This window comes from Prevotella sp., assembly GCF_051059605.1.
Taxonomy (GTDB): Bacteria; Bacteroidota; Bacteroidia; order Bacteroidales; family Bacteroidaceae; genus Prevotella.
The window spans coordinates 1,108,596-1,122,969 of the sequence record NZ_CP050883.1; the positions used below are offsets into that span (position 1 = coordinate 1,108,596).

The window sequence follows — 14,374 nt, forward strand, 5'->3', positions numbered from 1 at the left end:
TGTTTTGAATTTAAATGATGATTAAATATAACTAACAGCTATATGGAAAATAAAAATATTCATCCTACAATACAACGTTATAACGAAAGAAAGCTTTCTGCTGAACATAACGTCAGTGTTTCTAAGCTCAGTGCTGCGGAGTTGCGTGAAATGTGCCTTGAATTGGGTGCTGATGATGTAGGCTTTGTTGATATATCAAATCCAGCATTGGCTAGCCAGAAAGCAGACATATTAAAGGTGTTTCCATGGACAAAAACACTCATAAGTTTTGTAGGACGAATGAATAAGGGCAATTTGAGAAGTCCCGCACGAACTATTTCCAGCATTGAATTGCAACATGTTGAAAAGCGGGTTAACCAAGTTGCTCACACTATGGCTGCAACACTTGACAGAAAAGGTGTTCGTGCTGCTGCCCCATCTGCTGGCTTCCCAATGGAAACAGACAATTGGCCTGGCAAAATGCAGGTAGTGTCACATAAGCCCATAGCTGAAGCTGCAGGTCTAGGTAAGATGGGACTTCATAGAAATCTTATTCATCCGGTGTTTGGCAGTTTTGTTCTGCTTAATACTGTACTCATCGATGCCGAAGTGGATGAGTACAGCACTCCTTTGGATTACAGTCCTTGTATTAATTGCAAACTCTGTTCGGTAGCATGTCCTACAGGAGCCATTGGAGCTGATGGCAATTTCAATTCTATAAACTGTCTCACGCATACTTATCGCGAACTGTTAGGTGGTTTCTCTGATTGGGTTGAGAATATCGCTGATAGCAAAAATGCCATTGATTATCGCTCAAAGGTTAGCGATACCGACACTGTGTCACGTTGGCAGAGTCTTGCATACGGTCCATGCTATAAATCCGTCTATTGCATTGCTGTCTGCCCAGCAGGTGACGATGTTATCTCTGAATTTCTTGATGACAAAAAGAAGTTTATGGAGACGGTCGTTAAACCACTTCAACAAAAAACAGAAAATGTATATGTCCTTCCTGGTTCAGATGCAGAGAGTCATGTCCTGAGCAAGTTTCCACATAAAAAAGTAGTACTAGTAGGAAATGGCGTTCGCCCACCTTCTGTTGCAGCTTTTATAAATTCCATGGCATCTGCTTTCCAGAGGAATAAGTCAGAAGGGCTATCTGCAACCTATCATTTCACATTCCGAGGTAACGAGCAAGAAAAAGCAACCGTTATAATCAAAGACAAAACTATTAAAGTAGAACGTGGGCATAGCGGCATCCCTGATTTACAAATTGATGCTGATGCTGCAACATGGTTGCGTGTACTTCATAAAGAGACACCAGTTGTGAAGCAGATAATCCTAAGAAAGATACGTGTCAAGGGACCATTGAAGTTATTTAGAGCATTTGACAAGTGCTTTGCATAATTTAAAGAAATCATTTTAGCAACACATTCTCCCACAGATTACCCAGATTCACGCAGATAAAACACATCAACATGAACTACACTTACTATGTCGTAACTGTCTTTATCTGCGTTATCTGCTTTAGCGGATTCATTTGCCCCAAATGTCTTTTGTCTGCGAGAATCTGCGTGATCTGCGAGAGATATTGGGGTTTCTTCTTTAGTGATAGATGATTGAGTACGCTTACGTGATTATTCTCTCGCAGATAACGCAGATCTCGCAGAGGAACGCAGCAAGCTGCATTATTTCGCAGAGAAAGACTTCTTGTAGTTAGTGTTGCTTTAGGGTTTGTCTGCGTAAATCTGCGAGAGATAATGCCGTTCCTATAAATAACCCCAATAGACTTTCTCTTCGCTATCCGCGTAAAACCAATCGGCAGAATTAAATATATACTAAGTTAATTCTGTCTACAGCTTAGCTTCTTTACAAATATGAAACTCAAGTAATAGATTAGATGGAATGCGATAATACAGGTAAAGATGATAAGTTCCGTCATATTACCGGCATCAGATTTATGGTGCACATAGGTGAAGAATGCCAATAAGATACAGAGGAACAAACCGCAGTAGGATGTCACATTTCTTGTCTTTTGTTTTTCCTCAAGTGAATCATCTTCTGACAATTTGCTGTGATTAGGACTACGTACGATATATATATCGAAACCTACCATCATCCAGACAACCAGACGTATCCATGTGTCTATACTTAATGATACCATCATAGATAAGCAGACAAGAGCTCCAAGTATAGGGATGACAGGAACCCAAGGTGTTTTGAATGCTGGCTTTACACCCGGATTATTCCTTCGTATGATGATTATTCCTATGCAGACCAGAATAAAAGCGAATAGCGTTCCGATGCTGCTCATTTCTCCGATAATCTTTCCTGGAACAAATGCAGCAATCAGACTGACAAAAACCATAAACAATAGATTTGACTTTGCCGGGGTTTTGTATGTATCATGTAGATGTGAGAATATTTTTGGAACCAGACCATCACGGCTCATTGAATAAAAGACTCTGCTCTGACCGAGTAATAATACCATAATCACAGAAGAATAGCCTAAAAGAATGGCAACCATAATAATCCTGTTAAGCCACGGAAAGGCAGGGATGATATGTCCATCTGGACCAACCGTACCCATGTGATTGATAGCTGTCGCTACAGGTGCTAGATCATTTCCTGCACCGCTGAATAACTTATAATTGGCAACTCCAGTAAGTACATAAGCAAATAAGACATAAAGTATGGTGCATATCAGTAATGACCCTAATATCCCATAAGGCATTGACTTCTGAGGGTTCTTGGTTTCCTGAGCCACTGTTGACACAGCATCAAATCCCATATACGCAAAGAATATCAATCCTGCGGCTCTGAATATACCCGTCCATCCAAACTTTCCAAAGCTTCCTTGGTTGGCTGGAATAAAGGGCGTAAGGTTACTCTTATCAATATAGTGAAATCCAATGACGATGAAAAGTAGAACGATGCTGACCTTTAATACAACGATTACATTATTCAATCGGGCTGACCCTTTTGTTCCGCGTATCAGTATCATAGACATGAGCGTGACAATAAAAACTGACGGGAGATTGATGATTCCGTGAATCACCTCACCATTGGACATCGTCACACTTTCAAAGGGGGTCATCATCAACTGCCGCTGTAAGGTAAATCCCAGTGAGTGTAGTAATTCATAAAAATAACTTGACCAACTGGATGCAATTGTTGAGGCTCCTACGGCATATTCTAGTATCAAGTCCCAGCCAATAATCCATGCAACAAATTCACCCATAGTCGCGTAAGAGTATGTGTAAGCACTGCCTGCTACAGGAATAGAAGAGGCAAATTCAGCATAACATAATCCTGCAAATGCACAACCAATAGCTGCAATTACAAAAGAAATGATGATAGCAGGCCCTGCATAATCAGCAGCTGCAATACCTGTAATTGAAAACAATCCGGCTCCAATGACAACACCAACTCCCAATGCAACCAACGCCCCCGTTGACAATGTCTTCTTCATTCCGTGTTTCTCTGAAGATTCTGCCAGAAGATCGTTAATACTCTTCTTCGTAAATAATCCCATATCTATTTATTTTATGCCTTTAATATTTTGGCACAAAGATAGTGATTATTGACAAAATAATATCATATTGTACTGTATTTTTTAAAATAAAGTTACACAATGATTATATTAGCAATAAAAAGCTATCATTCAAGATAAATATTCTTGCAAAGTAATACAGATTGACATGAGTATATTTTGCAAAGATACAGTAAAAGATAATAAGGTTAGTAAAAGTCCTTTTTCTTGTTTCAATTAAAGATTTTCAAAGAGCAACCAGAGGTTTAATATTGTGACAATGCCAGCAAGAGAATACAGGAAAGCAGAATTCCATGGTCTGTTTGCGTATTTCCCCATCACCTGCTTGGAAGATGTGAGACTCACCTGCAGAAATACCGTGAACGGTAGTTGAATACTAAGTATCATTTGTGATATCAGTAGGCACTTAAATGGATTACTGATAAAGAAAATTATCAATAGCGATATGCCGAGAGATAGACAGATACCGATGATGGAATGAGAGTCTTTGATATTGTATGACTCACCAAAAAGACCTGCAAAGATGCTGCCAGCAGCCATACCGCTGGTAATGGTACTTGATATGCCGGCTAGCAGAAGTGCTATTGCAAAGATGTTAGCTGCGCTATTGCCAAGTAAAGGCGTGAGTAGAGACTGTGCCTGAGACAGTTCTTCTACATGGATGCCATTGTGAAAGAATGTAGCTGCTGCAAGCAAAATCATTGCGCTGTTTATCGCCCACCCCACAATCATTGAAAATAATGTGTCAAAAAACTCATACTTCAATGTTTGTTGAATGTACTTGTCTGATCGTTTCTGGATTTGACGACTTTGAATGATTTCTGAATGCAAAAACAGATTATGAGGCATAATCACAGCGCCGAGCACGCTCATGATAATCATCATACTGCCTTGAGGTATGCTTGGCACTACCCATCCATGCGTGGCTGCCCCCCAATCTATATGAACAAGGAAAAGTTCATAAATAAATGAGAGTCCTATCACAGATACAAATTCGATAATACCACGCTCCATCCTTTTATACGAATTCGTGAAGATCATAATCACTACTGTTATCGTGGTGAGTATTGATCCCCAGACAATAGGTACGTTGAATAGCATCTGCAGGGCGATAGCACCTCCAAGAATCTCTGCCAGTGATGTTGAAATACTAGCGAGCACGGCAGTGATAATAATCGGGCGTCCTATATATTTAGGCGTATATTTATCAGCAGCCTCACTAAGGCATAATCCTGTAACAATGCCAAGATGGGCAACGTTATGCTGTAGTGCAATCAGCATGATTGTAGAGAGGGTGACTACCCAAAGAAGTGAATATCCGAAGTAGGAACCCGCAGCAAAATTGCTTGCCCAGTTGCCCGGATCAATGAAACCAACAGTGACTAGCAGTCCTGGTCCAATATATTTAAATATGTCAAACCCACCCAACACTCGCGGGTGTGTCTTACTTTTTAATTCTTTTATTATATTCATCATGGTTGCGAAGATACAAATAAATTTTATATGATATGTAATCTTTGCAGAAAAATACCAACTATTGAGGATGTAATTCGGTCGAAAGTAAACAATTACTCAGTATCAGATCTCCAGTTCTCACACAGATTTCGCATACTAACGCAAGCTAGATTTTCTCAATTTGAATTTGCGGGAAATTATATTATTTTGCTGAGCTAATATAAATAACACGACCATCACGTTTATCAATTCCTATATCGTAAAACCAAAAAGGTTGATTATATGGTGTTGCCTCTATACTCCATACATAACGATCTTCTAATTGTATCTTAAACGGCTCGGAATAATCTATCTTATCTTTACCATATATAGCAATTAATAGAGCATTACTTATTTCATAGGCAGTTGCCGCATCTGGCACTGCCCCTACTTTATTGATATTTTTATAATTACTAATACGATATTTTAATGGTTTTAAGAGGGGAACTTCCGTTCTTATCTCTCCACCATATTTATATTTTGTAATCTTCGGTGTTTCTGGTTTAGGTGAGAGAAGAAACCTCCCTATAACTATCCCACATATCAATATTGCCAAAGATATAGCAACATTAACAAATAAAGATTTAGTTTTCATCATAAGCTATTTTTTCACTAACAAATATACAATTCTGCCATTACGTTTATCAATCGCAATATGGTAAGACAAATATCGTGTATCTAGTGATTGTGCCTCTATACTCCAAATATAACCATCTTCCAATTGTATTTTAAATGGCTTGTCATAATTTATTTTATCTTTACCAAATGCACGAACAAAGATAGTATTACTTATTTTATAAGCAGTAGCGACATTTGGTACTACACCTGTTTTGTTAATATTGTCAGAATTACTTCTACGATATTTTGGTAGTGGTATAGGGGGAGGGCATCCCGTATTAATCTCTCCAGAATATACATATTTTGTAATTTTGGGCGTTGGGGACTTGATTGAGTAAAGAAACTTCCCTATAATGATCCCACATACAAATATTACCAAAGACATGGCAACTTTCACAAATAAAGATTTAGTTTTCATCATTAGCTATTTTGTTTGGATTTTTAAATAGTTCACTACTTGTAAAATTTAATTCTATATTTCTACTGTCATATGATCAATTCTACCATCACGTTTATCAATTCCTATTTCGTAATAAAACAAAAAATCTGTATTTTGAGATTGTGCCCTTACAGTCCACATAAAACCATCTTGTAATTGTATACCAAAAGATTCGGAATAATCTATCTTATTTTTACCATATGTGGCAATTAATATAGCATTACCTATTTCATAGGCTGTAGCGGCATCTGGCACCGCACCAACTTTATTAATATTCTTATAATTACTAATACGGTGATCTAGTGGCTTTTCAGGGGGGAAACCCGTTTTTATCTCTCCCATATATTCATATTTTTTGGGGGGTGGTTCTGATTTAGCTGAGAGAAGAAACCTCCCTACAACTATCCCACATATCAATATTGCCAAAGATATAGCAACATTAACAAATAAAGATTTAGTTTTCATCATAAGCTATTCTATTTGAATTTTAAAATTGTTCAATTATATAGGCTTATATGCGTTATTCTTAAATCATAATAAGAACAGAGAGCATAATAACCATTATATTCATTTTGGCATTAATATTTAATGGATATAGGCATTAAAGTAAACTCTGCATCTAACAGTTCTACCATCTTTTAAACCAGGTTTCCATTTTCCCATATTATTTATAATGTTTCTAAGTCGACTGCTATATTCCGATTGGATTGATGTTTTTATTGTAATATTAGAAACACGTCCGTCTTTTTCAACTACAAAGCTCATTATAATATGAAAAGGATAAAATCTTTTTTTTGTCTTTCTCCCAAATTGTTTGATTACATATTCTGGATATGCAACCCCTTTTTTAGAAAAATAAGGAAGTATATCTGGCTGTTCACATATAATAGAGTCCTTAGTACTCTCCATCACTGTATGATGCTGGATGCCATAAATTGGTAATATGAAGAAAGACAACACCATTACCAAAAATGATAGATGTATTTTCTCATCATTAATAATTCCAATAAGAATTTTTAATTGTCTGGTGCGTAAGCAGAACTGTTTCATGGTCATTTTAATTTCAGGTATTTATCTCATCTAAGAATAACTTCTAAACGCAAAGTTACATAATTTTGAAGCTACTACCAAATTATATTGCTAATCATTTTGATACAACTAATATAAGCACTTTTTTTAGAACAGTACAGATAGCCTATTCTCACGATGATAACACAGATTTACGCAGATTTACGCAGATAAAACACATCAACGTAAATGTGGTAACTGTCTTTCTCAGCGTTATCTGCGGCATCTGCTTTAGCAGATCGATTTGCCCAAACTGTATTTTGTCTGCGTAAATCTGCGTAATCTGCGTGAGAATAGGCTGTTTAAACATATAAGGAAAGAGCAAGGAATGAACAAGTGTCCCTCACAGATTTATTGTATCAACGTGAACAACATTGTCTCCCGCAGTATAGCAATTATGCTACAGTAGCCAATCATATCGCAGCCCCTATTTTTATAAATATAGAATGGTTAAATTTTTTAGATGGAAAAATACTATTAAAGCTTGTGCCTTCTACATTCATTGATCTGCAAGATGAATAGATATCTAAATTTGATATACCATAACCGATAGAAATAGAAACATCATCAGAACTAAACCTTAGCATGGTTCTTAAATCCCAGAAGCACCAATCTGAGGCATGTGCTGACCTTCCTTTTTCATACGATACCGAAGTGTTTCTATCAATATAATCTACATCAACAAAAGTATAAGGAATCTGTATCATAACGCCCGGCTCTGCTTGAAGTCCAATCTCCCAAGACCCAAAATGTATCAATGCAGGAGTTTTGAATGACAAAGTTGGTTCAATATATAATTTTTCCATTATATTGTCTTTTTCATTCAAGTTCCAAGAACTCCACTTCCCAGATTCAATATCCCCATGTGGTAAGTAATCATTATGCCATTGTTTGTAGTTACCAAATGCAGCGCCATAACCTACATATTTATTAATATAATGGCTATATGAAAATCTCACATCGTATGCACATCCCGTCATTAATCCTCCACTAAATGAAAATTCATTACTCCCGTTATCTTGTGCATGGATAGTTAATGATATTACAGCCAATACAATTATTATTATTTGTCTCATGATTGATACAGATATTTTTAGTTTTATACAGTTAATTTAGTATGCCTAAGATTGATGTTGTTTAATTCATATTCATTATTATAATATTAATGGACAGAGGAAAATAATCTCTATTTTTAGAAGATGGAGAAAATTATACTATTATATTAAATCTCACCAAGCATATCACGATATCTTCTATTAATTTCGTTTCTACTATTATAATGTAATCGTTTTATGAACACATCAAAGTTATCTTTATTTGATTGAGCCTCAATTTTCTGCGTTGTAACAAACGAGAAATTTGCACTCGCATATAAGTCCGACATGGAAATATTCATATCATAAAGATTGTCCATTATGGAAGCTCTTGATTCTTCATTATAAGTAAATATTGTTATGTTTTTTTTCTTTGCAGTTTTATCATCTTTTGCATTATTTATTACTTCATTAAAGAAGTGTTTAAAATATATACTATCAATACTTCCAAAAGACATTCCAAAAAAGACACATTCATCAGCGTTGAGTAAATTTTCAACCAGATTATTACTATTATAGAATTTACTTCTTGACTTAAACAAGAAACGATATGGTTTTGGTACTTTGACCTTATCATTTATTCCTAAAATAATTGAATCGTCTGCAAGACTACCATGTATATTAACTACATTTTCCGGTAAATAATTAATATAATATTTTGCTAAGGCTGAAAAATCAGTATAATTAAAGCTATATATATATTTAAAATAACCATTACCACGAATTGCATTAAGCACATTTACAGATATTTTGTCTACAACGCTATATTCTAATTTTGATTGAGCATCATTTAAATATTCAGAGAATTTACATTCCAAATTTAGAAAGCATTGTTGATCTTGCTCAACATCCTTTTCCTCATATGTGTAACGCTTCTGTGCCGTTGCAAAATCTAAAAAAGCTTCTTCCAAATCAAACCAATTAATCTTTTCAATATCTTTTAAATTCTTTTTGTATTCATAAAGGTAGCTATATAGTGGACCTTGGTTAACGGGGGAATCTGAAATTGGCCAATAACTACTTTGGGCAAAATCAGAATATTTTGTTTTCATACCAAGATCTAAATCAAAACCATTCCCTATTACAAAAATATTACGAGTTTCTTTATTCATTTTTCTATTTTATCTGTCCTAATATATACGGATAAATTCAACACTACAAAATAATAATATGATTGCTTCTTGCATATCAGTTACTTATTCTCTTGCAAATTAACGCAGATATTTTTCCTTTTGGATTATCTACCTTCCGGCATATCTTCAAGTATTTTTTTTGTTTCTATTTCAGCCTCAATCCAATGAAGACACAAATCTATAAGTTTCTTAAGATGGGTAATGTCTTTATCTTCCCATTTACGTATGTAATGTGTTTCATCATTTCCTATCCAAGTAGCACGTTTTGCAACTTGCTTTATCTTCTCGTCCGTTACATCACAACTAATACATTGACCGAGCAATTTATTTTTAATTTCCCCGTCTTTAGCAGGATCTAAAGATATAAGATAATCTTTTATAAGAAACTCTAATGCCTTACGATAACCAACACCTGTAATTTGTCCCAATCCAATTTGCTCTGCAGCATAAGCTTCATTATATATATCACAAAATTTAGGGCTTACATCTTTGATTACATTACTAAACTCTCGAACTATTTGAGTCGACTGTTCAATCATCATAAAATTTTTTGTAATCAAATCATATTTAATATTAAAAACTTTTTGACAATCAGTATTTGTACATAGGCATTGGATATAATACAAATCTGTCCTTCTATATACTATAGCATTATACATTTCAGGGATTTGATTTTTATGACAATATGGGCACTCTAAAGGTCTCAGTTCAACTTTAAAACTGCTAGCAGTATTTAATATAGGAATATTTTTATCCATAATAAAGTGGTTTATAGTTTTCACCATTCATGTTCAGAGATAAACTTCTATTAATTTTAAACAAGGAAGTAGAATGTCATTAAGTATTTGCTTAAGGTTAACATTGTGCTTTACCTGGTATTTTTTAGCTAAGCGCAAAGATAAAAAATAATTTTGGACTATCAAATAATCCGATTGTTATTTTATGTAAATATGTACTATTTCAACAACAACACAAAATAAAGCAACCCTCTTCTCACACAGATCACGCAGATAAACTACAAACAATAATTTACCTATGTGAGAATTAAAATACTTATGATTGAAATATATGAACTATCTTATAGTTCTTACTCTTTTTTGTAATTCCTGCATTCTCAGCATCAATTCATCAAATTCAAGAGACTTGCCATAGATAAAGAAGCGTTTCATATCCACATAGTCCTGTGCCCAGGATTCACGTTCTTTCTCTGGTATCATGAAGCTGATTGTGGATGGGGCATGTAAATCGTAGTTTACATACTTTAGAGAATAGTACGTTCTTCTATGCTCAACAATGGAATCATATAGCGCACGATTCGCCAAGGCATCTTTTCCATAATCAGTATCCATCAACTTCTCAATATCATATAGGTGACGTGACATACGTATACTTCTTGGTTGATCCTTTTGGAATTCCTCAGCCAACAAAAAAATCTTTTCTAAGAAAGTACGTGTAGGCAAAACTGTTTTTATTTTACTATTAGCTCCGTTATCTTCACCTTCAAAGCTATCTTCGACAAAAGAATGGATATCTCTCAACTCCGAAGGTTCGTCCATCGAAAGACAACTTATTTCAATCTTTACACGAGGAGGAATGTAATTAATTGTATCTTCTATAATTGATGGATAATTCAACAGAATCACAATTGGATCCTTATCTGAATCTATTGGATGCCGTTCACCATCCTTATCTTGGATTTTTGTCACATTCTCTATTGTGTAACCAGAAATACCCATTTCTTTCAACCGAGCATCTAATTGAGCGGAAAGAGTCTCGTGGATATAAGTACGAGCTGTTTTACGCAATTTTTCACGTTGACTTTTACTCGTTTTTACAATATTAAAAAAAGAGTGACTTATGGCCAAATCGATGTCTTCAGAAAAGCGTTCTATGATATTATAGCCTTTAGAAAGAGACGTACCACCTTTGAATATCAATGATTCTGAACAATCTGTTTGAAATAATGCCTTAAGAGTTATGGTCACCCACCAATCTTTTTCTATTGCAACCTGATTGACTCCAGGGTGTCCACTCTCAGTTTGTTGTAACATAGCTAGACGATCGACAATACTGTTATTTAGCCATAATTTTTCCATTTCTCTAATTATTTACAAGCATAGGTTTTACTATTCTTTTCATCCAACCAGGCATTAGATCTATGTCTCTGCCAAGATTTTCCTTATCAGGCTCCTTTGAAATGAGTTCGCGAATAACCAGAAATTCCTCTTCACCAACATTATCTTGTTTTAGTGTCCTAAGGGCCTGAACCAATAAGGCTATAAGTCGTGTGCTATAACAGAAATTTTTAGGTACACCACGTTTAAGTATAACTTGATGATTGCTTAATTTGATGGTTCTTTCACTGCCTGTAGTTAAATAGGTATAATTCATAGGTACTTGAGTAGAAAGCCCCAATGTATTCAAAGCCGTCATTCCAGAAGGTAATACTTCTGCTTTATCACGAATAGCAATAGCCTGAACAACTTTTTCAACTGATGGAAATACCAAACCAAAACGGCTGTTTCTTGGTTTTACATATATTCCTTGAGAAATTTTGACTAATACTCCGGTACTTGTCAATTCAGACAAGGTGCTCCCCACAAACTCAGCGTGATACTCAGGGAAGTCAGAACGAAATAAAACGCTATCTTCTGGTAATGCTTCTATCCGTTCCTTAAGAGTAGTTTTCTCTATTATAGTATGTTCATCATTCATATAACCTTTGAAATTTTGCTGATTTTTCAAATGCAAATATAAGCATTTATATTTGAACAACAATAAAAAAGCATGCGATTTTTAATTCTATTTAGCCATTTCTTAATAAGATATGCGTTGAAATATAAGTGTTAATCGGTTGGCGGTATTAAATTTTCTAATATATTGTAATACTACGACGATATGCTTAAATTTGACAGAACACCAGATAATCTGTTTTGCATTTTACAATTTATTTCGTCATATTATCATTGATTATATTATTTTTAGCAATAATATCACCAAGACTTTGTTGTGCAATTGGCGATTGATAATTGACACCTGATGAGGCTAGACAATTCCAACGAGATAAATCAGTATCTATTCTATCAGTAAAGGCACTAGCTGAAATCGGAGGATTAAAATTCCTTTCTATTTTATTCATCTTATTATTCAGTTCATCCATTTTTGATAGCAGTTCTTCTTCTGCAGTTCCTTCTTTATCTTCTATTTTTGCAATTTTAATTTTTGCAAATTGCTTAAGAAATGTTGAGTAATTTGAATCTTTAGAACTTTCTATAGTTGCACATATTTTTTTTGTTAATTTTTCCTTAAATTCGATAATAGCATAATAGTCTAAATTTCTAGGATATGATATATGATCAATAACGGACGTATCAAATGAATATGGTGTTTTATCATCTATCACTATAATCGTAGGCTTATCAAAAGCTAAACGCATTCCCAATTCAAACATAACATTTGGATTTCTCCCACTTACATCACAGACTACAATTTTGTCATCATATATATTTTGCACAATATTTTTCTGAATAACACTACAATCATCTGATGTACTTACTATTCTAGGATTAAAACCTGCTTCACGTATTGCTTCTGAAATTATCAAATTGACGTCAGCCCAATGCTTATCATTGCATCCATCAATAGTAGAAATTGGCATGATAATACCGCAATTATCCATGCTTTCCTCTCTTTCTTCACTCTGTTTTTTTGCCATAATTACTACTTATTAAAGTTTATATATGTGCAAAAATAGAGAATAAATCTATAAATTACAGATAATATCAGAAAAAACACATGTTAAAATAACATAACGCAGTATTTGCAATGCATCCGTTTCAACAACAATACAAAATAAGGCAACACTGTTCTCCCACTAATCTCGTAGATTACCACAGACGGTTTTCTCTCTGCATTATTTGCTTGGCAAGGTGCTTCCCCCACTGCTGTCTTTTCTCTGCGTTCTCTGCAGGAGCACAAACAATAATCATCTGCGTGAATCTATAAAAACAGAAAAGGGATGCGCTTTAGCACATCCCTCTGTTGTTATCCTGCAATCCATACCGTGCAGCCAAGTAGCGCTGTGAGCGCTGCGATTAACCATATTAAGTTGGTTATGATTTTAATTAAGTCGTTGAAATCGTGATAGCTCACTCGGCTAGTTCTGTGTTTCGTTCTGTTGCGTTCCAAGCAATCCCAGAAGACTTGAAGCGATAGCGATTACTATCTTGATGATCCATGAAATGTTTACTTTGTTCTTATCCATTGTTTGTTTTTAATTTGTTCTTTGTTTACTTGTGTGATTTAAACCGTCATCCTCACGTGATTTAGTCTTATTTTGATCCTTACTATTTAGAGCTAAATTTAAACGGCCGTTCTCACGGAAAGCAAATGCAGAAACTAAGGAAATAAACGGCCTCTATTGCTCACGTAATCTTAGAAAACTGACATGAAACCGCACCTAAAGGTGCCAAGAAAAGCCAGCAGAAAAGTTCATAAAGGAGTATATTACGCAAGCGAATTTCTTCTTTGAAGAAGTTTATTCTATGAATATCTAGCTGCGTTCGGCATAGCTCAAGCTAGCTTGGCTCTGCTCTCACTTGCAAGATATTTCCTCGTCATGGCAAAATAAGCAAGCTTCCTCTGCTCATAACTTAGCGGAAACTTTCTTGCCTTTTTTCGGTGTACCTTTAGGTACGTTTTCCTGCGAGCTTATAAAGCTCAGTGATCAATATTGGGCCGTTTTTTTTTATAAAGAATTTCGGCTGCGTTCGGCATAGCTCAAGCTAGCTTGGCTTTGCTCTTACTGGCACGAAATTTCCTTCGTTTCTGAATTTTATTTATTCCATGAATATCTAGCTGCGCTCGGCATAGCTCAAGCTAGCTTGGCTCTGCTCTCACTTGTAAGATATTTCCGCGAGAAACGCGTGAACGGCCGTTATTGTTGTTTCCATTAATTTATCACACATAAGTTCTTTTCCGTGAGAACAGCGTCTAATCT

Annotated in this window: 14 protein-coding genes; 1 reads left to right on the forward strand and 13 read right to left on the reverse strand. The window is 35.2% G+C overall.

All coding sequences use genetic code 11. The features are described 5' to 3' along the window. The first annotated feature begins 42 nt into the window (after positions 1-42). Positions 43-1,383, forward strand: coding sequence for an SCP2 sterol-binding domain-containing protein (locus HEQ28_RS04510; protein ID WP_434503980.1), 1,341 nt, complete (start codon positions 43-45; stop codon positions 1,381-1,383). 436 nt (positions 1,384-1,819) lie between these two features. Here the strand turns inward: HEQ28_RS04510 and HEQ28_RS04515 are convergent, their stop codons facing one another. From HEQ28_RS04515 to HEQ28_RS04575, 13 genes are all read right to left on the reverse strand, one after another. Beyond that, positions 1,820-3,511 carry an amino acid permease gene (locus HEQ28_RS04515; protein WP_434503981.1) on the reverse strand — a complete coding sequence of 564 codons (1,692 nt, stop codon included), beginning with the start codon at positions 3,509-3,511 and terminating at the stop codon, positions 1,820-1,822. Positions 3,512-3,745: 234 nt separating this feature from the next. Next, positions 3,746-5,005: an Nramp family divalent metal transporter gene (locus HEQ28_RS04520; protein ID WP_434503982.1), complete on the reverse strand. Its 1,260-nt coding sequence runs from the start codon at positions 5,003-5,005 to the stop codon at positions 3,746-3,748. Between the two features lie 181 nt (positions 5,006-5,186). After that, the gene (locus HEQ28_RS04525) at positions 5,187-5,621 is read right to left on the reverse strand and encodes an NTF2 fold immunity protein (RefSeq protein WP_434503983.1); all 435 of its coding nucleotides are present in this window, start codon (positions 5,619-5,621) and stop codon (positions 5,187-5,189) included. Positions 5,622-5,624: 3 nt separating this feature from the next. Continuing rightward, positions 5,625-6,062 carry an NTF2 fold immunity protein gene (locus HEQ28_RS04530; RefSeq protein WP_434503984.1) on the reverse strand — a complete coding sequence of 146 codons (438 nt, stop codon included), beginning with the start codon at positions 6,060-6,062 and terminating at the stop codon, positions 5,625-5,627. 51 nt (positions 6,063-6,113) lie between these two features. After that, a complete protein-coding gene (locus HEQ28_RS04535; RefSeq protein WP_301412268.1) occupies positions 6,114-6,548 on the reverse strand; it encodes a hypothetical protein in 435 nt (144 codons plus the stop codon). 117 nt (positions 6,549-6,665) lie between these two features. Further along, on the reverse strand, positions 6,666-7,130 hold the full coding sequence (locus HEQ28_RS04540; protein WP_301412269.1) for an energy transducer TonB: 465 nt from the start codon (positions 7,128-7,130) through the stop codon (positions 6,666-6,668). Between the two features lie 431 nt (positions 7,131-7,561). Further along, entirely contained in the window at positions 7,562-8,224 is a 663-nt protein-coding gene (locus HEQ28_RS04545; RefSeq protein ID WP_434503985.1) for a hypothetical protein, read from the reverse strand. A gap of 146 nt (positions 8,225-8,370) precedes the next feature. Further along, a complete protein-coding gene (locus HEQ28_RS04550; protein WP_434503986.1) occupies positions 8,371-9,354 on the reverse strand; it encodes an AbiH family protein in 984 nt (327 codons plus the stop codon). A 125-nt stretch (positions 9,355-9,479) separates the two neighbouring features. Next, entirely contained in the window at positions 9,480-10,133 is a 654-nt protein-coding gene (locus tag HEQ28_RS04555; RefSeq protein ID WP_434503987.1) for a hypothetical protein, read from the reverse strand. A 315-nt stretch (positions 10,134-10,448) separates the two neighbouring features. Continuing rightward, entirely contained in the window at positions 10,449-11,471 is a 1,023-nt protein-coding gene (locus tag HEQ28_RS04560; RefSeq protein WP_434503988.1) for a nucleotidyl transferase AbiEii/AbiGii toxin family protein, read from the reverse strand. Positions 11,472-11,475: 4 nt separating this feature from the next. Further along, on the reverse strand, positions 11,476-12,090 hold the full coding sequence (locus HEQ28_RS04565; protein WP_434503989.1) for a DUF6088 family protein: 615 nt from the start codon (positions 12,088-12,090) through the stop codon (positions 11,476-11,478). A 232-nt stretch (positions 12,091-12,322) separates the two neighbouring features. After that, complete coding sequence (locus tag HEQ28_RS04570; protein WP_434503990.1) at positions 12,323-13,090, reverse strand: hypothetical protein; 768 nt, start codon at positions 13,088-13,090, stop codon at positions 12,323-12,325. Positions 13,091-13,531: 441 nt separating this feature from the next. Then, complete coding sequence (locus tag HEQ28_RS04575; protein ID WP_237072218.1) at positions 13,532-13,639, reverse strand: DUF6486 family protein; 108 nt, start codon at positions 13,637-13,639, stop codon at positions 13,532-13,534. Between the last annotated feature and the right edge of the window lie 735 nt (positions 13,640-14,374).

Coding starts and splice junctions, on each gene's coding strand:
- HEQ28_RS04510 (WP_434503980.1), top strand. CDS start 43: ATGGAAAATAAAAATATTCATCCTACAATACAACGTTATAACGAAAGA.
- HEQ28_RS04515 (WP_434503981.1), bottom strand. CDS start 3,511: ATGGGATTATTTACGAAGAAGAGTATTAACGATCTTCTGGCAGAATCT.
- HEQ28_RS04520 (WP_434503982.1), bottom strand. CDS start 5,005: ATGATGAATATAATAAAAGAATTAAAAAGTAAGACACACCCGCGAGTG.
- HEQ28_RS04525 (WP_434503983.1), bottom strand. CDS start 5,621: ATGATGAAAACTAAATCTTTATTTGTTAATGTTGCTATATCTTTGGCA.
- HEQ28_RS04530 (WP_434503984.1), bottom strand. CDS start 6,062: ATGATGAAAACTAAATCTTTATTTGTGAAAGTTGCCATGTCTTTGGTA.
- HEQ28_RS04535 (WP_301412268.1), bottom strand. CDS start 6,548: ATGATGAAAACTAAATCTTTATTTGTTAATGTTGCTATATCTTTGGCA.
- HEQ28_RS04540 (WP_301412269.1), bottom strand. CDS start 7,130: ATGAAACAGTTCTGCTTACGCACCAGACAATTAAAAATTCTTATTGGA.
- HEQ28_RS04545 (WP_434503985.1), bottom strand. CDS start 8,224: ATGAGACAAATAATAATAATTGTATTGGCTGTAATATCATTAACTATC.
- HEQ28_RS04550 (WP_434503986.1), bottom strand. CDS start 9,354: ATGAATAAAGAAACTCGTAATATTTTTGTAATAGGGAATGGTTTTGAT.
- HEQ28_RS04555 (WP_434503987.1), bottom strand. CDS start 10,133: ATGGATAAAAATATTCCTATATTAAATACTGCTAGCAGTTTTAAAGTT.
- HEQ28_RS04560 (WP_434503988.1), bottom strand. CDS start 11,471: ATGGAAAAATTATGGCTAAATAACAGTATTGTCGATCGTCTAGCTATG.
- HEQ28_RS04565 (WP_434503989.1), bottom strand. CDS start 12,090: ATGAATGATGAACATACTATAATAGAGAAAACTACTCTTAAGGAACGG.
- HEQ28_RS04570 (WP_434503990.1), bottom strand. CDS start 13,090: ATGGCAAAAAAACAGAGTGAAGAAAGAGAGGAAAGCATGGATAATTGC.
- HEQ28_RS04575 (WP_237072218.1), bottom strand. CDS start 13,639: ATGGATAAGAACAAAGTAAACATTTCATGGATCATCAAGATAGTAATC.